The organism is Pseudomonas sp. Xaverov 83 (genome assembly GCF_019352905.1).
Lineage (GTDB): Bacteria > Pseudomonadota > Gammaproteobacteria > Pseudomonadales > Pseudomonadaceae > Aquipseudomonas > Aquipseudomonas yamanorum.
Genome location: NZ_JAAAFU010000083.1, coordinates 71,004 through 88,689, shown reverse-complemented (window position 1 = coordinate 88,689; position 17,686 = coordinate 71,004). Strand labels below are relative to the sequence as shown.

Below are 17,686 nucleotides of genomic sequence, written 5' to 3'. Positions count from 1 at the left end.
TCCACGGAGAACAATAATGAGCAATGCCCCGGTAATCGGCCATTACATCAACGGCCAGGTGCAGGACAGCAGTAGCGAGCGCTTCAGCAATGTGTTCAACCCGGCCACCGGCGAAGTCCAGGCCCGCGTCGGCTTGGCCAGCCAGAAGACCGTCGATGAAGCCGTCGCGTCGGCACTGAAAGCCTTCCCGGCGTGGTCCGAACAATCGTCCCTGCGCCGGTCGCGGGTGTTGTTCAAATTCAAGGAACTGCTCGACCAGCACCATGACGAACTGGCCGAAATCATCAGCCGCGAACACGGCAAGGTGTTCTCCGATGCCAAGGGCGAAGTCACTCGCGGCATCGAGATTGTCGAGTACGCCTGTGGCGCGCCGAATCTGTTGAAAACCGATTTCAGTGACAACATCGGCGGCGGCATCGACAACTGGAACCTGCGCCAGCCACTGGGCGTGTGCGCCGGCATTACCCCGTTCAACTTCCCGGTGATGGTGCCGCTGTGGATGATCCCGCTGGCCCTGGCCACCGGTAACTGCTTCATCCTCAAGCCGTCCGAGCGCGACCCCTCCGCCAGTTTGCTGATGGCCCGCCTGCTGACCGAAGCCGGCCTGCCCGACGGTGTGTTCAACGTGGTGCAGGGTGACAAGAGCGCGGTAGACGGCCTGTTGCAGCACCCGGATATCGAGGCGATTTCGTTCGTCGGTTCCACCCCGATTGCCGAGTACATCCACCAGCAGGCCACCCAGCGCGGCAAGCGTGTGCAGGCATTGGGCGGGGCGAAGAACCATATGATCGTGATGCCCGACGCCGACCTGGATCAGGCGGCCGACGCCCTGATCGGCGCGGCTTACGGCTCGGCCGGCGAGCGCTGCATGGCGATCTCGATTGCCGTGGTGGTGGGCGATGTCGGTGACCTGCTGATCGAAAAATTGCTGCCGCGTATCGATCAGCTGAAGGTCGGCAATGGCATGCAGAAAGACAGCGAGATGGGCCCGTTGGTCACCGCTGAACACAAGGCCAAGGTCGAAGGTTTTATCGACCAGGGCGTGGCCCAGGGCGCGAAGCTGATCGTCGACGGTCGTGGCTTCAAGGTGCCAGGCGCGGAGGGCGGTTTCTTCGTCGGCGCGACCTTGTTCGATAACGTCACCACCGAGATGAGCATCTACCAGCAAGAGATTTTCGGGCCGGTGCTGGGCATCGTGCGGGTGGCGGATTTTGCCAGCGCCGTCGCCTTGATCAACGCCCACGAGTTCGGCAACGGCGTGTCGTGTTTCACCAGTGACGGCGGCATCGCCCGTGCCTTTGCCCGCACCATCAAGGTCGGCATGGTCGGCATCAACGTGCCGATTCCGGTGCCGATGGCCTGGCATTCGTTTGGTGGCTGGAAGCGCTCGCTGTTCGGCGACCACCATGCCTACGGCGAAGAAGGCATTCGTTTCTACAGCCGCTACAAAAGCGTGATGCAACGCTGGCCCGACAGCATCGCCAAGGGCCCTGAATTCAGCATGCCAACCGCCAAGTAAATTTTTCGAGTGTGGAGCACAACAATAATGAAGTCGCCTCTACGTTTTGCCCTGAACCGCATGGTCGCCCCCAGCCTTTCCCTGCCGGACTTTATCCAGCTGGCGGTGACCCTGAAATGCGACGCCATCGAGATCCGTAATGACCTCAAGGGCATCGAGATTGAAGACGGTACCCCCGCCAGCCGCGTGCGCGAACGGTGCGCGGTGCACGGCATCACCGTACTGTCGATCAACGCGTTGTACCCGTTTGATGTATGGAATGACGAGCGCCGCGCCCAGGCCATCAAGTTGGCGGCCTATGCCCGCGAGAGCGGTGCGCAGGCGTTGGTGATGTGCCCGTTGAACGACCGCGCCGACCCGCGCAACGAAGCCCAGCGCGCAGTCGGTTTGCGCACGGCCTTGAGTGAACTGGCGCCGATCCTGCGGGAATACGGGATTCTCGGTTTTGTCGAACCCCTGGGGTTTGAAGAGTGCTCCCTGCGCCGCAAGCGCGTGGCAGTGGATGCGATCAAGGCCATCGGCGGGCTGGATGTGTTCCGCGTGGTGCACGACACCTTCCACCACCACCTGGCCAGCGAACATGAGTTCTTTCCCGAACTGACCGGGCTGGTGCACATCTCCGGTGTAGAAGATGCCGACGCTCCGCTGAACACGATCCGCGACGGTCATCGCGTGCTGGTGGGCGAGGGCGATATCCTCGGCAATGCCGCGCAGATCGACACGCTGCTCAGCACCGGCTACAGCGGTTACTTGTCGTTCGAACCGTTCGCCGAAAGCGTGCACGGCCTGACAGATATCAAGCAGGCGTTGGGGGCGAGTATCGCCCACCTGCAGAAACGATAAGGGGCACTCCATGACCACAACCCGATTGACCATGGCCCAGGCCCTGGTGAAGTTTCTGGATAACCAGTACATCGAAGTCGACGGTGTGCAGAGCAAGTTTGTCGCCGGCATCTTCACGATTTTCGGCCACGGTAATGTGCTGGGCCTGGGCCAGGCCCTGGAGCAGGACAGCGGCGACCTGGTGGTGCATCAGGGCCGCAACGAGCAAGGCATGGCCCACGCGGCGATTGGTTTTGCCAAGCAGCACCTGCGCCGCAAGATCTACGCGTGCAGCTCTTCGGTGGGACCGGGCGCGGCGAATATGTTGACTGCCGCGGCGACCGCGACCGCCAACCGGATTCCGCTGCTGCTGTTGCCCGGTGATGTGTACGCCAGTCGCCAGCCCGATCCGGTGCTGCAACAGATCGAGCAGTTCCACGACTTGAGCATCAGCACCAACGACGCCTTTCGTGCCGTCAGCAAATACTGGGACCGCATCAACCGCCCGGAACAGCTGATGACGGCGGCGATCCACGCCATGCGCGTGCTCACCGACCCTGCGGAAACCGGCGCCGTGACCCTGGCCCTGCCACAGGATGTACAGGGCGAAGCCTGGGATTACCCGGACTACTTCCTGCAAAAGCGCGTGCACCGGATCGACCGGCGCCCGGCGACCGAAGCGATGCTGGGGGATGCCGTGGCGGCGTTCAAGGGCAAGCGCAAACCGCTGATCGTGTGTGGCGGCGGGGTCAAATACTCCGGCGCGAATGCCGCGCTGCAAGCCTTCGCCGAGCGCTTCGACATTCCGTTCGCGGAAACCCAGGCGGGCAAGAGTGCGGTGGTTTCAAGCCATCCGCTGAACCTCGGCGGCCTCGGTGAAACCGGCTGCCTGGCGGCAAACCTGCTGGCGCCGGAAGCCGACCTCATCATCGGCATCGGCACGCGCTATACCGATTTCACCACCTCGTCGAAGTCACTGTTCAAGCATCCCGAGGTGCAGTTTCTCAACCTGAACATCAGCCCCTGCGACGCACTGAAACTCGATGGCGTGCAGCTGCTGGCGGATGCCAAGGTCGGCCTGGAAGCCTTGGCTGAGGCTTTGGGCGACTACCGGTCCAGCTGGGGCGATCAACCACGGGATGCCAAGGCGCAGTTGGACGTCGAGGTCGACCGCATCTACCAGGCTGAATACCAGACTGAAAACTTCGTCCCGGAAATCAACGACCACATGGACCCGGCGGTGCTGCGCGAATTCATCGAATTGACCGGTTCCTGCCTGACCCAAAGCCGCGTACTCGGTGTGCTCAACGAAACCCTGGCCGACGACGCGATCATCGTCGCCGCCGCCGGCAGCCTGCCGGGTGACCTGCAGCGCAGCTGGCGCAGCAAGGGCGTGAACACCTACCACGTCGAATACGGTTATTCGTGCATGGGTTACGAGGTCAACGCCGCATTGGGCGTGAAGCTGGCCGAGCCCGAGCGCGAGGTGTACGCACTAGTGGGCGACGGTTCCTACATGATGCTGCACTCGGAGCTGGCCACCTCGATCCAGGAGCGGCGCAAGATCAACGTGGTGCTGCTGGACAACATGACCTTTGGCTGCATCAACAATTTGCAGATGGAACACGGCATGGACAGCTTCGGCACCGAGTTCCGCTTCCGCAACCCCGAGACCGGCAAGCTCGACGGCGGTTTCGTCCCGGTGGACTTCGCCATGAGCGCGGCGGCCTATGGCTGCAAGACCTACAAGGTCAACACCGTGGAGCAGCTGCAGGCGGCGCTGGCCGATGCGCGCACGCAAACGGTGTCGACGCTGATTGATATCAAGGTCCTGCCGAAAACCATGATCCACAAATACCTGTCGTGGTGGCGCGTCGGCGTGGCGCGGGTGTCCACCAGCGCGCGCACCGATGCGGTGGCCAAACAACTCAATGAACGCCTGGCCAAGGCTCGGCAGTACTAATAACAAGAGGAGTGTTTTCATGTCGTTGAAGCTTGGAGTTATCGGTACTGGCGCCATTGGCCAGGATCATATTCGTCGTTGCAGCCAGACCCTGCTCAACAGCCAGGTGGTGGCCGTGACCGACATCAACCTTGAGCAGGCTGCCAAGGTCGTCTCGGACCTGAAACTCACCGCCGAGGTCTACCCGGACGGCCACGCGCTGATCAACTCGCCGCAAGTTGAAGCGGTGCTGGTGACCTCTTGGGGCCCGAGCCACGAAGAGTTCGTGCTGGCGGCGATTGCGGCCGGCAAGCCGGTGTTCTGCGAGAAGCCGCTGGCGGTGACTGCCGAAGGCTGCCGCAAGATCGTCGAGGCCGAAGTGGCCCACGGCAAGCGCTTGGTGCAGGTGGGTTTCATGCGTCCCTATGACCAAGGCTATCGCGCCTTGAAAGCCGTGATCGACAGCGGCCAGATCGGCGAGCCGTTGATGCTGCACTGCGCTCACCGTAACCCTAGGGTGGGTGAAAACTACAAGACCGACATGGCGATCACCGACACCCTCATCCACGAGCTGGATGTGTTGCGCTGGTTGCTGGCCGATGACTATGTGTCGGTGCAAGTGGTGTTCCCGCGTAAATCGAGCAAGGCGCTGGCGCACTTGCGCGACCCACAGATCGTGCTGCTGGAAACCGCCAAGGGCACGCGGATTGATGTGGAAGTGTTTGTGAACTGCCAGTACGGCTACGACATTCAGTGTGAAGTGGTGGGGGAGACCGGTATTGCGAAATTGCCGGAGCCGTCCCAGGTGCAGATGCGCAGTGAGGCCAAGCTGTCGAATGCAATTCTGATGGATTGGAAAGACCGGTTTATCGCGGCGTATGACGTCGAGTTGCAAGCGTTTATCGACGGTGTGAGGGCAGGGCAAGTGGGTGGGCCGTCGGCGTGGGATGGTTTTGCGGCGGCGGTGGCGGCGGATGCGTGCATTGAGGCGCAGAACAGTGGGCAGATTGTGAAAGTGGGGCTGCCAGACCGACCGCACTTCTACGGCTAACCACCTGTTCCACTGGAGGAACCCGGCCAGTGTGGGAGCTGGCTTGCCTGCGATAGCGGTGTATCAGGCGACAGTGATGTTGAATATGCCGCCGTCATCGCAGGCAAGCCAGCTCCCACATTTGATCGGGTTCCACCCTCAGATTCGGGAGAGCTTCTAACATGCGCATCGCATTAGACCCCTACATGTACCGCCACCTGCCCCTCGGCCAAATGGTCGACAAGGCCGCCGAGCTCGGCTACCAGCACATCGAACTCTCACCCCGTGAAGACTTCCTGCCGTTCTACAAGGCGGCCCGGGTCGACCGGGCGCGCATCAAGGAGTTTCGCAAGGCCTTGAGCGATGCCGGCGTGCAACTCTCATCCCTGCTGCCCATGTACCACTGGGCCGCCGCCGACGAAGGCCTGCGGGTTGCCGCCGTACGCAACTGGAAACGCGCGATCCAGATCGCCGTGGAAATGGACTGCGAGCTGGTCAATACCGAATTCACCGGCCAGTCCGACAACCCGCTGGTGTGCGAGAACCAGTTCATGCGCTCCATGGACGAGCTGATGCCGGAGTTCGAACGCGAAGGCGTCAAGCTGGATATCCAGGCCCACCCGTACGACTTCTGCGAGCGCAACAACGAGTCGGTAGACATCATTCGCGGCCTCGACCGCGACTGGATCAACTACCTCTACGCCGCGCCGCACACCTTCTTCTATGACGACGGCAAGGGCGATATCGCCTCGATGCTCAAGTACGCAGGTTCCAAACTCAGCCACTTGATCATCGCCGACACCTACAACCACCGCGCTTCGTCCAACCTGCGCTACATCGTCAACCCGCCTGGCGTCACCGCCACCGTGCACCAGCACCTGGACATCGGCCAAGGCGAGGTCAACTGGGAGGCGTTTTTCGGCACCCTGCGGGAAATCAAGTTCGACGGCATCGCCACGGTCTCGGTGTTTGCCTGGGAAGACCGGCCGGATGAGTCCAATCGGATGATGCTGGAGCGGGTCACCCGCGAACTTTGTGTTAGATAGATCGTTCCCACGCTTTGCGTGGGAACGCCTCGCTGGACGCTCCGCGTCCGCTCTTAATGTGACGCAGAGCGTCACGGGCTACATTCCCACGCAAAGCGTGGGAACGATCAAGGAATCGACCCATGCGAATCGGACTGGTTGGATACGGCAAAGGCGGCCGTGTATTTCATGCACCCCTGATAGCCAGCCTGCCGGGGGCGACCTTTGTCGGCGTGGTGACGCGGTCACCCGAGCGTCGCCAGCAACTGGCAACCGATCACCCCGGTGTGAAAGCCTTCGACAGCATCGGGCAGATCACCGAGGCCGGTGTCGACGTGCTGGTGATCTCCACCACCCTCAAGGGCCGTCCGGCCCTGGTGCTGGAGGCCATCGAGCACGGGGTGGCGGTGGTCAGCGACAAACCCTTCGCCAGCAACGCCGAACAGGCCCAGGCCTTGATTACCGCCGCCGAGCGCCAGGGCGTGCTGCTCAGCGTCTATCAGAACCGGCGCTGGGATTCGGATTTCCTGACCCTGCGCAAGCTGATCGATGCCGGCGCCCTGGGCACCATTACCCGCTTTGAATCCCGGGTGGAGCGCTACAACCCAGACTCCGTGGGCAATGCCAGCGGCGGCGGTTTCCTGCGGGACCTGGGCAGCCATCTGGTGGACCAGGCCATGCAGCTGTTCGGCCCGGTGGAGCGGGTCTTCGCCCAGTTGCACTACACCGCCGATGAGCCCAACGTGGATCACGGCTTCTTTGTATCGCTGACCCACGCCAACGGGGTGATTTCGCACCTGTGGGGCAGCGCCCTGCAAAACAGCCAGGCCCCGCGTTTTCGGGTAAATGGCACCGCCGGTTGTTACACCGTCGAAGGGCTGGACGGTCAGGAAGACGCGCTGCTGGCCGGCAAGACCCCGAAAACCGAAGGCGAGCACTGGGGCGCCGAAGAGCACCGACGCTGGGGCTGGTTCGAGCAAGGTCCGGATCGTGAGCGGGTGCCGTCGGAAAAGGGCCGTTGGAATCAGTTCTACAGTCAGCTGCAAAGCGCCGTGGAAGGCCATGGCGAGTTGCCGGTGAACGTCCTGGATGCCTTGGCAACCACCCGTGTACTGGACGCGGCACGCCTGAGTGCCGAGCGTCAGCAGGTGGTGGAAATGGCGGCTGTGGAGCCGCACAGATGAAAAATAGAATAAAATTCTAAAACAGGTTGATATGGAAATTATTTTCCAATAAAGTCATTTCCAGGTTGCATAAAGTACGTTCGGACTCGATTCGGGCGACTCGACAAAAACAAGATCAAAACAACCAGGTACCGTCAGATGAAAATCTTCAACGCTGTACTGCGAGTTTTACGTCCTGCCCTCAAGCCTCGCGGTCTGCCCCGCGCCCGGCCGTTTTACTTCTCCCTCCTGAATGTCCTGTGCGTCGAAAGCAAGGGCTCCCTGGTGTGCTGCATTCCGGGGGCGCCGATCATTCGACTGCCGACCGCTTCGCTCTGAAAAACGCAACGTCCACAAAACCAACAAGAAATTGGAGACAGACCGTTCATGAAGACCCCGATCCGTTTTACCGCGCTGGCCCTGTCCATGATGCTCGCCAGTGGTTTCGCCACGGCAGCCGATATCAAGGTGGGCGTGAGCATGTCGGCGTTCGATGACACCTTCCTGACTTACCTGCGTGAGGACATGGACAAGCAAGCCAAGTCCTACCCAAAGGGTGACGGCGTGCAGCTGCAGTTCGAAGACGCCCGCGCCGACGTGGTCAAGCAACTGAGCCAGGTCGAGAACTTTATCAGCCAGAAAGTCGACGCCATCATCGTCAACCCGGTCGACACGGCGTCTACCGCCAATATCAGTAAAGCGGCCCTCGCAGCGGGCATTCCGCTGGTGTACGTCAACCGTCGTCCCGACCAGACGGATCTGCCCAAAGGCATCGTGGCCGTGACCTCCAATGACGTCGAGGCGGGTCGCCTGCAAATGCAGTACATCGCCGAAAAGCTCGGCGGCAAGGGCAAGATCGTGATCCTGTTGGGTGACCTGGCGAACAACTCCACCACCAACCGAACCAAGGGTGTTAAGGAAGTTCTGGCCAAATACCCGGACATCAAGATCGAGCAGGAACAGACCGGCATCTGGCTGCGTGACAAGGGCATGACCCTGGTCAACGACTGGTTGACCCAGGGCCGTGAATTCAACGCGGTGCTGGCCAACAACGACGAGATGGCCATCGGTGCGTCCATGGCGTTGAAGTCGGCGGGCACCAAGCCGGGCACCGTGTTGATCGCCGGGGTGGATGGCACGCCGGACGGTTTGAACGCGATTACCAAGGGCGACATGGCCGCGTCGGCCTTCCAGGACGCCAACGGCCAGGCCGTAGGTTCGGTGGAAGCGGCGCGCAAGATGGCCAGGCACGAGCCGGTCGAGCAGAACGTGGTGATCCCGTTCAAGCTGATCACCCCGGACAACGTCAAAGACTTCAAGTAGCCCTTAATAACAACAATAAACCGGCAGGGCAGCCACGGCGGCCCTGCTGACGGAGTACCCGATATGTTTGCTCAAGCGACTGCTTCGCAAGCCCCGCTGCCGGGCCCTCAGCCCGACGGGCTGATCGAGCCCTACCTGCTGGAAATTTCCAATATCAGCAAAGGCTTTCCCGGCGTCGTGGCCCTGGCCGATGTGCAGCTGCGGGTGCGCCCCGGCTCGGTGCTGGCGCTGATGGGCGAGAACGGTGCGGGCAAGTCGACGCTGATGAAGATCATCGCCGGCATCTATCAGCCCGACGCCGGTGAAATCCGCTTGCGTGGCAAGCCGATCAAATTCGAAACACCGTTGGCGGCGCAGAAGGCCGGGATCGCGATGATCCACCAGGAACTCAACCTGATGCCCCACATGAGCATCGCCGAGAACATCTGGATCGGCCGCGAACAGCTCAACGGCCTGCACATGGTCAACCACCGGGAAATGCACCGCTGCACCGCCGAATTGCTGGCGCGGCTGCGGATCAACCTCGACCCGGAAGAGCACGTCGGCAACCTGAGCATCGCCGAGCGCCAGATGGTCGAGATTGCCAAGGCCGTGTCCTATGACTCCGACATCCTGATCATGGATGAACCGACCTCGGCCATTACCGACAAGGAAGTGGCCCACCTGTTTTCGATCATTGCCGACCTCAAGTCCCAGGGCAAAGGCATCATCTACATCACCCATAAAATGAACGAAGTGTTCGCCATTGCCGATGAAGTGGCGGTGTTCCGCGATGGCGCCTACATCGGCTTGCAGCGGGCCGACAGTATGGACAGCGACAGCCTGATATCGATGATGGTGGGGCGCGAGCTGAGCCAGCTGTTCCCGGTGCGGGACAAGCCCATCGGCGATCTGCTGCTGTCGGTGCGCGACCTGCGCCTGGACGGGGTATTCCAGGGCGTGTCGTTTGACCTGCACGCCGGGGAGATTCTCGGCATCGCCGGGTTGATGGGCTCCGGGCGGACCAACGTGGCGGAAACCATTTTCGGCATCACCCCAAGCTCCGGCGGCGAAATCCAGCTGGACGGCAAGACCGTGCGCATCACTGACCCGCACATGGCCATCGAGAAGGGCTTCGCGCTGCTGACCGAAGACCGCAAGCTCAGCGGCCTGTTCCCCTGCCTGTCGGTACTGGAAAACATGGAGATGGCCGTGCTGCCGCATTACTCGGGCAACGGCTTTATCCAGCAAAAAGCCCTGCGCGCCCTGTGCGAAGACATGTGCACCAAGCTGCGGGTGAAAACCCCGTCCCTGGAGCAGTGCATCGACACCTTGTCCGGTGGCAACCAGCAAAAAGCCCTGTTGGCCCGCTGGCTGATGACCAACCCGCGGCTGCTGATCCTCGACGAACCCACCCGCGGTATCGACGTGGGGGCCAAGGCCGAGATCTACCGGCTGATTTCCTACCTGGCCAGCGAAGGCATGGCCGTGATCATGATTTCCTCGGAGCTGCCGGAGGTGCTGGGCATGAGCGACCGGGTGATGGTGATGCACGAAGGCGAACTGATGGGCACCCTGGACCGCGCCGACGCGACCCAGGAAAAAGTCATGCAACTGGCTTCCGGTATGACGGCGGTCCACTAACGAACAGACGGCACCGGCCCGTTGTGGCCGGCGCAACGCGATAAAAAAAGGTGAGTGGTTATGAACGCGATACTGGAAAGCAAACCCGAGGAAAAGAAGCCCGCCGCGGCGCCGGTCAAACACCGTCGACGCATGCCCACCGAGCTGAGCATCCTGCTGGTGCTGATTGGCATCGGCCTGGTGTTTGAGTTGTTCGGCTGGATCGTGCGCGATCAGAGCTTCCTGATGAACTCCCAGCGCCTGGTGTTGATGATCCTGCAAGTGTCGATCATCGGTCTGCTGGCGATTGGCGTTACCCAGGTGATCATCACCACCGGGATTGATTTGTCCTCGGGCTCGGTGCTGGCCTTGTCGGCGATGATCGCCGCCAGTCTGGCGCAGACTTCCGACTTTTCCCGTGCTGTGTTTCCGTCATTGACTGACCTGCCGGTGTGGATACCGGTGGCGATGGGGCTGGGTGTGGGGCTGCTGGCGGGGGCCATCAACGGCAGCATTATTGCGGTCACCGGGATTCCACCGTTTATTGCGACCCTCGGTATGATGGTCTCGGCCCGTGGCCTGGCGCGTTACTACACCGAAGGCCAGCCGGTGAGCATGCTCTCGGACTCCTACACGGCCATCGGCCACGGCGCGATGCCGGTGGTGATCTTCCTGGTGGTGGCGGTGATCTTCCATATCGCCCTGCGCTACACCAAGTACGGCAAATACACCTACGCCATCGGCGGCAACATGCAGGCGGCGCGCACCTCGGGCATCAACGTCAAGCGCCACCTGATCATCGTCTACAGCATCGCTGGCTTGCTGGCGGGCCTGGCCGGTGTAGTGGCGTCGGCACGGGCAGCCACCGGGCAGGCGGGCATGGGCATGTCCTATGAGCTGGACGCGATTGCCGCCGCGGTGATCGGCGGCACCAGCCTGGCGGGCGGGGTAGGGCGCATCACCGGCACCGTGATCGGCGCGCTGATCCTCGGGGTGATGGCCAGCGGGTTTACTTTCGTCGGCGTGGATGCCTACATTCAGGACATCATCAAGGGGCTGATCATCGTAGTGGCGGTGGTGATCGACCAGTATCGCAACAAGCGCAAACTCAAGCGCTAACGCGGTCCTGAGGTTTACACAGATCAAAATGTGGGAGCTGGCTTGCCTGCGATAGCATCAACTCGGTCAATCTGTCAGATCGAGTCGCCTGCATCGCGGGCAAGCCCGGCTCCCACATAGGCGTTTTGCCACCAACGTTTAACCGTTTGTCTTCTATATAGCTCCACAACACTGAATTTCTTGCTATAAACGCACTCCGATGACCGTTCGCCGAGCCCGTCCTGGTGCCTTTGCGGGTTATCTTGGAAAAAATGCCTGTCATTTCAGTTGCTGAGCCCTCAAGTCGGCCTTAGACTGCCGCCCCTCGTAAATTGAGTGCCGGGTGGCGCTTGAAATGGACGGCGCCTTTCCGAGACCTGCAGAGGTCGGCCGGAACGCTCCCTTATTCGCCTTAATGCACGTATTTTTTATAGAGAAATCAATGACAAAGGAAAAGTTGCTGGCCATGCCGGCGGATGACTACATGAATGCCGAGCAGCACGCTTTTTTCGAGAAGTTGTTGCAAGACATGAAAGTGGAACACCACGAGCGCATCGAGCAGAACCGCATCGCCATTGAAAGCCTGGACACCCCGGCTGACCCGGCTGATGCCGCGTCTGTCGAAGAAGAACGCACCTGGCTGGTGAATGCCATCGACCGCGACCAGCGCATGCTGCCGCAACTTGAGCAGGCCCTGGGCCGTATCAAGGAAGACTCCTTCGGCTGGTGCGATGACAGCGGCGAGCCTATCGGCCTCAAGCGCCTGCTGATCAGCCCGACCACCAAGTACTGCATCGAAGCGCAAGAGCGCCACGAGCAAATCGACAAGCACCAGCGTCAAGCCTGATGCGGTGAACTGCTGGAGCCGGGTTACCCGGTTCCCAGCAGAAAACAGCTGGTTCCCCCCGTTTATTGATCTGCTGCAAGCCCCCCACTAAAGGCCCATGGATAATGGCTACGTAGTGGCGTCTAATGCAGTCACAATAACGACAAGCAGCGGGGTAACGAACATGGCTGGAGACGGATCTCTCATGGGCGCAGCAGTGTCACCCCCTCCGGTGACGCGACAGTTGCCCGGCTGGTTGACGCCGCTCCTGCAAAGTACCGCCCTGGTGCTGTTGCTGCTGGGCCTGGCGTTCGCCCAACTGTCGATTTACCTGTGCCTGCCGGTCGTCCTGCTACTGATCTGGCTACCCCGCCTGACACATCGCACCCCCAGCGCCGCACCTTCCGAAGCCACCGATGCGATTGGCGAGCTGACCCGCGACCTGTCCTACACCACCAGCCATAACGCATTGTCTGCTGCCGGCGTGGCCTATTCGGTCAAGCAACTGGCGGCCAGGCTGCAATCACAATTAGGCGCGGCGAAGCAGATCGTCAGCAGTGCCGAAGTGATGATCGGCACCGAGAAAATCACCTCGGAGCTGAGCCGCCAGGCCCTCGGCGCTGCCAGCCAGGCTCATCAACGCAGTACCGAAGGGCGTGAGGTGCTGGCGCAATCCATCACCCACATGCATCAGCTCAGTCAGCGCGCCAACGACAGTCGCCAATTGATCGAGGCCTTGAGCCAGCGCAGCGAAGAAATCCAGCGTGTCACCCTGGTGATTCAGTCGATTGCCAGCCAGACCAACCTGTTGGCCTTGAACGCGGCGATTGAAGCCGCGCGGGCCGGTGAACATGGTCGTGGGTTTGCGGTCGTCGCCGACGAAGTGCGTGGCCTGGCCGGGCGAACCGCCACGGCGACCGATGAAGTCGGGGTGATGGTGGCGGATATCCAGCAGCGCACCGCCCAGGTGGTGGAGCAGATCCGGCAGTTGTCGGCGGATCTGCAATCCGGTGTCGAACAGGTAGAGCACGCCGGGGAGCAACTGGACAGCATCGCCACCCTGGCGGCGAACGTGGAGGGCCAGGTCAACGAGATCGCCCAAGGCACGGACACTAACCGCGACCAACTCGACAGCCTGTTCCACGCGGTGGAGCAGATGCGTAGCGACTTGACCGTCAGCGACCAGCAAACCCAACAGTTGGCCGCTGCCGCCGTACAAATGGAAGGGCAGGCCGAAACCATCAGCGAGCGCCTCGCCGAGGTCGGCCTGGACGACTATCACCAGCGTATCTATGACCTCGCCCGCGAAGGGGCGAGCCGGATCGCCGCGCAGTTTGAAGCGGACGTCCTGCAAAACCGCATCAGCCTCGATGACCTGTTCGACCGCCACTACACCCCCATTCCCAATACTCAACCCAGCAAGTACCACACGCGCTTTGATGGCTACACCGACCAGGTACTGCCGGCGATCCAGGAAGCCTTGTTGCCTCGGCATGAAGGACTGGTGTTCGCGATTGCCTGCACGCCACAGGGTTATGTGCCGACCCACAACAAGGTGTTTTCCCAATCGTTGACCGGCGATGCCCAGGTGGACGCGGTACAGAACCGCACCAAGCGCAAGTTTGAAGACCGTACCGGGATCCGCTGCGGCAGCCACCAGCAGGCAGTGTTGTTGCAGACCTACACCCGCGATACCGGTGAGTTGATGCACGACTTGTCGGTGCCGATCACGGTCAATGGCCGGCACTGGGGCGGCTTGCGCCTGGGCTATAAACCCGAGGGGCGCTGACTCAGCGAGGCGATTGTTGCAGGTTATGCAAGGGAGCTATTCCGGGGATAGCTTTTTCCAACTGGAGGAAAACCGTAGCATGGCGAACATTGTTAGCCAGCTAACTAATTCTCTGGAGGCGTTCCATGCAAACCAAAGTCGATGTGGCTGTGATGATCGGCAGTGGCGTACCACCCACCCTGCGCGCGCTGGGGCAAAAGGCTTGTTGGGTGGTGTTGCTTAACGGCGAGCAGCGCGGCACGGCGTTTGCCAGCCGCGATGAAGCCGAAGAGTGCAGGGCTGCCTGGGAGGCGCTGTTGCACCTGGAGCAGTCAGACAGCCTGCATTGAAAGGTCAGCGTGGCTGGTGCAGGCGCTGGTTCAACTCATCGACCGCAATTGCCCAGACTGCGTCTTCACGCAGTTCATCTTTGAGAAATTGGGCTTGTTGCGGTGACCAGAAATCCGCGTCAATCAGCTTTACGTCATTGGGCAGGGTGTGTTCGCCGATAAAGGCGTCAATCGCCTCGGGGGACGATTCCAGTCCAAGTTGTTCAAACAGGTCTTCGAGGGTGTAAGTCGGCGCTTCCATATCGTTCTCCATGCGGGCTGATCATCGTATGCATGGGAGGGTTGTGGCGGGGCAGAGTTCGATCGGATTTTCGCGCCGGGTAATCAGGAAGTCAGCGCACCTGAATCGACGGCGGCCTTAAGGGCTTTGGCGGCATCCTTGGCAGCCGTGTGGGCAGCGTCTACGGTTTTGAACCAGCGGTCCTTTTCTACCTGGTGGGTCGTCACGGTGGTCAGGGGAGCCTTGGCCCGCATCACAATCACGGCCTGGAACTCACCGTCTACTTCCCTGGCTTCGCCATGGATGAAAAATTCGCCAATATCAAATTCCGTCACGTATTGCCTTCCCTTGGAGGTGATTGCGCTGATGAAACCTGAACCGCAAGGGGACAAATCTCAATGGACGGACCAGTATGGCAGTTGTTACGCGCTGGCGGCGCAGTAAAGTCAACCAGATGACGAAACGACAACCCAGGCGTTCAGCCTTGGGTGGCGCAGAGGATGGCTTCCAATTGCCTGGCCAGTTCGCAAGCCTCGCTATGGCCACTGCGAAAGCCTTTGACGCGCCCGCTGGGCACTTCAAGAATATGGAAGAAGTTCCTGCCGGCGGGCAACACCCGATAGAGCGCCGAATGCAGGCCACCGTCGTGGGCGCTTAGGGAGTAGAATTGGCCGTCATCCAGAAAAGATGAGCCCGTGTTCGAGGGTGTGGCAATCGGTTGAGGTCGTTGCATAATCAGCTCCTGTCGATTGAACTTGCGGACCCGTTTGCAGTATTTCGGGTGGTTTTGACCCGTGGTGCTGTTTTAGTATTGTCGTCAGCAACCGGCGTCCGGTTCCATCCAAGGCATTAGTTTCTGTGTTGGATGTCGGAAAACTGCATTTTTAAAAGGTTATTGTCTGAAGTGGGTCGGCCAGTGTTCTCTGGTCGTTAAACCTGTGATTTCCTGCAACGCCTGGCGACCTGCGTAAGGTGCGTCGGGCACGCCTGTACTAGTCTTATGGCTTGGCAGCGTGATCTTCTTCAGTTTTTTTCAGTGGATGTGTTGTGTGATCGTGCCGTTTCGGCCGTTTTTTTGTGCTGCCCGCTTGGGCGGACAGCACCCTTTTGATGTGGGGGCGTTTCCTTGGCAGTCAGTAATCTGGATATGCACGCGTTATTCGTGCTGGGTGATTTGCGCGCAAAGTTGGTCAAGCAGTTTCAATCCCGTTTCGTCTACATCACTGAGCAGACACCTGAAGGTATCTACATCGCCGAGATCGATACCGAATCGGCGCTGGTGGTGGACGACAAGCCACGCCTGGAACTCAAGGTCGGTGATCATTTCCGGGCGGCTGTATTGCCCAGTCGCGAAGGCGGCAAGTTCGAGCTGAAGTTTCGCGATATCAAGTTGACGGTGTATGGCCTGGGCGATTACGCCTTTGTGTCCTCGACCGAAGGCCAGGGCATCGTGTTCAAGGAAGGCCACAGTGTGATGTTGGTGTTCGCCGCCAATGAGCAACTGGTAGAAGGCTTGACCAAAACCCTGAAGGCCGTCACCGGCAAGGCCGCCAAATGGCGCAAGGGTGAACTCGTGACCTTCAAGGCCAGCGAGTAATGAGCCAGGGTAGGGCGCAGTTCCACGAGCAGCACCTGCTCGATGCGCAAGCCAGGGCGGCTCAATTGTTTGCCCGCAAGTCCGAGTTGCAGGGCGCCTGGTTGAACTGGGTCGCCGGCCAGTTGTATGAACTCAAGCCCGCCGAATTCGCCAGCATGGTGCGCCGTGAGTTGCAGCGGCTGAACAATCCGCCGTAAAAGCTGCGACATGCCATGTTTGCCGGAACCTCTACTACAGTTGAGTTGACTTAAGTATTCAGAGGCTTCGCGGTGTAACAGCAAAGCCATTCGCTATGGCTGTAGGCATGAGGTGCAAAGCATGAAAGGAATTCGAGCGCTGTTGGCGGCCTCGCTGACGACCCTGAGTCTGTCGGCGTCGCTGCCGGTCTCGGCCGCCCAGGCGCCGATTCATTTTGCAGACCTGAACTGGGAAAGTGGCAGCCTGATCACCGAGGTGCTGCGGGTGATTGTCGAAAAAGGCTATGACCTGCCCACCGACACCTTGCCCGGCACCACCATTACCCTGGAAACCGCCCTGGCGAAAAACGACATCCAGGTGATCGGCGAAGAATGGGCCGGCCGCAGCCCGGTGTGGGTCAAGGCCGAGGCTGAAGGCAAAGTGGTGGGCCTTGGGGATATCGTCAAGGGTGCCACCGAAGGCTGGTGGGTGCCGGAGTACGTGGTCAAGGGCGACCCTGCCAAAGGCATCAAGCCCCTGGCGCCGGAACTGCGCAGCGTGAAGGACCTGGCGCGTTACAAGGACGTGTTCAAGGACCCGGAAGCGCCGAGCAAGGGCCGTTTCCTCAACAGCCCGATTGGCTGGACCTCGGAAGTGGTCAACAAACAAAAGCTCAAGGCCTACGGGCTTGATGACAGCTACGTGAATTTCCGCAGTGGCTCGGGTGCTGCGCTGGACGCCGAGATTGCCTCGTCGATCCGCCGGGGCAAACCGGTGCTGTTCTATTACTGGTCACCTACGCCGCTGATGGGGCGCTACAAACTGATCCAGCTGGAAGAGCCGCCATTTGATGCCGAGGCGTGGAAGACGCTGACCGATGCAGACAATCCTGACCCGAAACCTACACGTTCCCTGGCTTCCAAACTGAGCATTGGTGTGTCCACACCGTTCCAGAAAGAGCATCCGCAGATCGCCGAGTTCTTCGCCAAGGTCGACTTTCCGATCGAACCGTTGAACAAGGCGCTGGCCGAGATGAGCGAGAAGCACAGCCAGCCACGTGAAGTTGCCCAGGCGTTTCTCAAGGATCATCCGGAAGTCTGGAAGGCGTGGCTGACTGAGGATGTGGCCCAGAAGGTCGAAGCCAGCCTGAAGTAACACCGATATAACAGCCCGATTGAGATCAAAAATGTGGGAGCGGGCTTGCTCGCGAACGCGGTGTGTCAG

The 17,686-nt window shown here is 60.5% G+C and carries 19 protein-coding genes; 16 read left to right on the top strand and 3 right to left on the bottom strand.

What is annotated here, in order from left to right:
- The first annotated feature begins 16 nt into the window (after positions 1–16).
- The 13 genes from K0H47_RS27730 to K0H47_RS27670 all read left to right on the top strand — a co-directional run bounded on the left by K0H47_RS27730 (position 17) and on the right by K0H47_RS27670 (position 14,468).
- Positions 17–1,519 (top strand): CoA-acylating methylmalonate-semialdehyde dehydrogenase, encoded by a 1,503-nt coding sequence (locus tag K0H47_RS27730; RefSeq protein ID WP_219273946.1) that lies wholly within the window; start codon positions 17–19, stop codon positions 1,517–1,519.
- A gap of 27 nt (positions 1,520–1,546) precedes the next feature.
- Complete coding sequence (locus K0H47_RS27725; protein ID WP_219273945.1) at positions 1,547–2,362, top strand: TIM barrel protein; 816 nt, start codon at positions 1,547–1,549, stop codon at positions 2,360–2,362.
- A gap of 10 nt (positions 2,363–2,372) precedes the next feature.
- A complete protein-coding gene (iolD, locus tag K0H47_RS27720) occupies positions 2,373–4,304 on the top strand; it encodes a 3D-(3,5/4)-trihydroxycyclohexane-1,2-dione acylhydrolase (decyclizing) (RefSeq protein ID WP_219273944.1) in 1,932 nt (643 codons plus the stop codon).
- Between the two features lie 19 nt (positions 4,305–4,323).
- Positions 4,324–5,334 carry a Gfo/Idh/MocA family protein gene (locus K0H47_RS27715; RefSeq protein WP_219273943.1) on the top strand — a complete coding sequence of 337 codons (1,011 nt, stop codon included), beginning with the start codon at positions 4,324–4,326 and terminating at the stop codon, positions 5,332–5,334.
- 161 nt (positions 5,335–5,495) lie between these two features.
- Positions 5,496–6,359 carry a sugar phosphate isomerase/epimerase family protein gene (locus K0H47_RS27710; RefSeq protein WP_219273942.1) on the top strand — a complete coding sequence of 288 codons (864 nt, stop codon included), beginning with the start codon at positions 5,496–5,498 and terminating at the stop codon, positions 6,357–6,359.
- Between the two features lie 122 nt (positions 6,360–6,481).
- Complete coding sequence (locus tag K0H47_RS27705; RefSeq protein ID WP_093209101.1) at positions 6,482–7,522, top strand: Gfo/Idh/MocA family oxidoreductase; 1,041 nt, start codon at positions 6,482–6,484, stop codon at positions 7,520–7,522.
- Between the two features lie 138 nt (positions 7,523–7,660).
- Positions 7,661–7,840, top strand: coding sequence for a hypothetical protein (locus K0H47_RS27700; RefSeq protein WP_093209105.1), 180 nt, complete (start codon positions 7,661–7,663; stop codon positions 7,838–7,840).
- Positions 7,841–7,888: 48 nt separating this feature from the next.
- Positions 7,889–8,824 carry a sugar ABC transporter substrate-binding protein gene (locus tag K0H47_RS27695; RefSeq protein WP_010173158.1) on the top strand — a complete coding sequence of 312 codons (936 nt, stop codon included), beginning with the start codon at positions 7,889–7,891 and terminating at the stop codon, positions 8,822–8,824.
- A gap of 63 nt (positions 8,825–8,887) precedes the next feature.
- Positions 8,888–10,447: a sugar ABC transporter ATP-binding protein gene (locus K0H47_RS27690; RefSeq protein ID WP_093209108.1), complete on the top strand. Its 1,560-nt coding sequence runs from the start codon at positions 8,888–8,890 to the stop codon at positions 10,445–10,447.
- A 60-nt stretch (positions 10,448–10,507) separates the two neighbouring features.
- A complete protein-coding gene (locus tag K0H47_RS27685) occupies positions 10,508–11,545 on the top strand; it encodes an ABC transporter permease (protein ID WP_003214704.1) in 1,038 nt (345 codons plus the stop codon).
- A 421-nt stretch (positions 11,546–11,966) separates the two neighbouring features.
- A complete protein-coding gene (locus K0H47_RS27680) occupies positions 11,967–12,371 on the top strand; it encodes a TraR/DksA C4-type zinc finger protein (protein ID WP_003214706.1) in 405 nt (134 codons plus the stop codon).
- A 97-nt stretch (positions 12,372–12,468) separates the two neighbouring features.
- The gene (locus tag K0H47_RS27675; protein ID WP_374106785.1) at positions 12,469–14,139 is read left to right on the top strand and encodes a methyl-accepting chemotaxis protein; all 1,671 of its coding nucleotides are present in this window, start codon (positions 12,469–12,471) and stop codon (positions 14,137–14,139) included.
- Between the two features lie 125 nt (positions 14,140–14,264).
- Positions 14,265–14,468 carry a hypothetical protein gene (locus tag K0H47_RS27670; protein ID WP_003214710.1) on the top strand — a complete coding sequence of 68 codons (204 nt, stop codon included), beginning with the start codon at positions 14,265–14,267 and terminating at the stop codon, positions 14,466–14,468.
- A gap of 4 nt (positions 14,469–14,472) precedes the next feature.
- Here the strand turns inward: K0H47_RS27670 and K0H47_RS27665 are convergent, their stop codons facing one another.
- The 3 genes from K0H47_RS27665 to K0H47_RS27655 form a co-directional block, all read right to left on the bottom strand.
- Positions 14,473–14,709: a DUF2789 domain-containing protein gene (locus K0H47_RS27665; RefSeq protein ID WP_017479906.1), complete on the bottom strand. Its 237-nt coding sequence runs from the start codon at positions 14,707–14,709 to the stop codon at positions 14,473–14,475.
- Positions 14,710–14,792: 83 nt separating this feature from the next.
- A complete protein-coding gene (locus K0H47_RS27660; RefSeq protein WP_017479907.1) occupies positions 14,793–15,023 on the bottom strand; it encodes a hypothetical protein in 231 nt (76 codons plus the stop codon).
- Positions 15,024–15,166: 143 nt separating this feature from the next.
- A complete protein-coding gene (locus K0H47_RS27655) occupies positions 15,167–15,421 on the bottom strand; it encodes a hypothetical protein (RefSeq protein ID WP_063029378.1) in 255 nt (84 codons plus the stop codon).
- 414 nt (positions 15,422–15,835) lie between these two features.
- On the opposite strand from K0H47_RS27655, the gene K0H47_RS27650 reads away from it, so the two are divergent.
- The 3 genes from K0H47_RS27650 to K0H47_RS27640 all read left to right on the top strand — a co-directional run bounded on the left by K0H47_RS27650 (position 15,836) and on the right by K0H47_RS27640 (position 17,617).
- Positions 15,836–16,285 carry a hypothetical protein gene (locus K0H47_RS27650; RefSeq protein WP_017479909.1) on the top strand — a complete coding sequence of 150 codons (450 nt, stop codon included), beginning with the start codon at positions 15,836–15,838 and terminating at the stop codon, positions 16,283–16,285.
- Positions 16,285–16,482, top strand: a complete 198-nt coding sequence (locus tag K0H47_RS27645; protein WP_063029380.1) for a hypothetical protein — start codon at positions 16,285–16,287, stop codon at positions 16,480–16,482. The genes K0H47_RS27650 and K0H47_RS27645 overlap by 1 nt, the downstream gene beginning before the upstream one ends.
- Positions 16,483–16,603: 121 nt before the next feature.
- Positions 16,604–17,617 carry an ABC transporter substrate-binding protein gene (locus tag K0H47_RS27640; protein WP_093209117.1) on the top strand — a complete coding sequence of 338 codons (1,014 nt, stop codon included), beginning with the start codon at positions 16,604–16,606 and terminating at the stop codon, positions 17,615–17,617.
- The last annotated feature ends 69 nt before the right edge of the window (positions 17,618–17,686 follow it).

Excerpts from the sequence above, each read along its gene's own strand:
- K0H47_RS27700 (WP_093209105.1), top strand. The coding sequence starts at position 7,661 with ATGAAAATCTTCAACGCTGTACTGCGAGTTTTACGTCCTGCCCTCAAG.
- K0H47_RS27725 (WP_219273945.1), top strand. The coding sequence starts at position 1,547 with ATGAAGTCGCCTCTACGTTTTGCCCTGAACCGCATGGTCGCCCCCAGC.
- K0H47_RS27710 (WP_219273942.1), top strand. The coding sequence starts at position 5,496 with ATGCGCATCGCATTAGACCCCTACATGTACCGCCACCTGCCCCTCGGC.
- K0H47_RS27695 (WP_010173158.1), top strand. The coding sequence starts at position 7,889 with ATGAAGACCCCGATCCGTTTTACCGCGCTGGCCCTGTCCATGATGCTC.
- K0H47_RS27640 (WP_093209117.1), top strand. The coding sequence starts at position 16,604 with ATGAAAGGAATTCGAGCGCTGTTGGCGGCCTCGCTGACGACCCTGAGT.
- K0H47_RS27665 (WP_017479906.1), bottom strand. The coding sequence starts at position 14,709 with ATGGAAGCGCCGACTTACACCCTCGAAGACCTGTTTGAACAACTTGGA.
- K0H47_RS27690 (WP_093209108.1), top strand. The coding sequence starts at position 8,888 with ATGTTTGCTCAAGCGACTGCTTCGCAAGCCCCGCTGCCGGGCCCTCAG.
- K0H47_RS27715 (WP_219273943.1), top strand. The coding sequence starts at position 4,324 with ATGTCGTTGAAGCTTGGAGTTATCGGTACTGGCGCCATTGGCCAGGAT.
- K0H47_RS27730 (WP_219273946.1), top strand. The coding sequence starts at position 17 with ATGAGCAATGCCCCGGTAATCGGCCATTACATCAACGGCCAGGTGCAG.
- K0H47_RS27670 (WP_003214710.1), top strand. The coding sequence starts at position 14,265 with ATGCAAACCAAAGTCGATGTGGCTGTGATGATCGGCAGTGGCGTACCA.
- K0H47_RS27705 (WP_093209101.1), top strand. The coding sequence starts at position 6,482 with ATGCGAATCGGACTGGTTGGATACGGCAAAGGCGGCCGTGTATTTCAT.
- K0H47_RS27685 (WP_003214704.1), top strand. The coding sequence starts at position 10,508 with ATGAACGCGATACTGGAAAGCAAACCCGAGGAAAAGAAGCCCGCCGCG.
- K0H47_RS27655 (WP_063029378.1), bottom strand. The coding sequence starts at position 15,421 with ATGCAACGACCTCAACCGATTGCCACACCCTCGAACACGGGCTCATCT.
- K0H47_RS27680 (WP_003214706.1), top strand. The coding sequence starts at position 11,967 with ATGACAAAGGAAAAGTTGCTGGCCATGCCGGCGGATGACTACATGAAT.
- K0H47_RS27645 (WP_063029380.1), top strand. The coding sequence starts at position 16,285 with ATGAGCCAGGGTAGGGCGCAGTTCCACGAGCAGCACCTGCTCGATGCG.
- iolD (WP_219273944.1), top strand. The coding sequence starts at position 2,373 with ATGACCACAACCCGATTGACCATGGCCCAGGCCCTGGTGAAGTTTCTG.
- K0H47_RS27650 (WP_017479909.1), top strand. The coding sequence starts at position 15,836 with ATGCACGCGTTATTCGTGCTGGGTGATTTGCGCGCAAAGTTGGTCAAG.
- K0H47_RS27675 (WP_374106785.1), top strand. The coding sequence starts at position 12,469 with ATGGATAATGGCTACGTAGTGGCGTCTAATGCAGTCACAATAACGACA.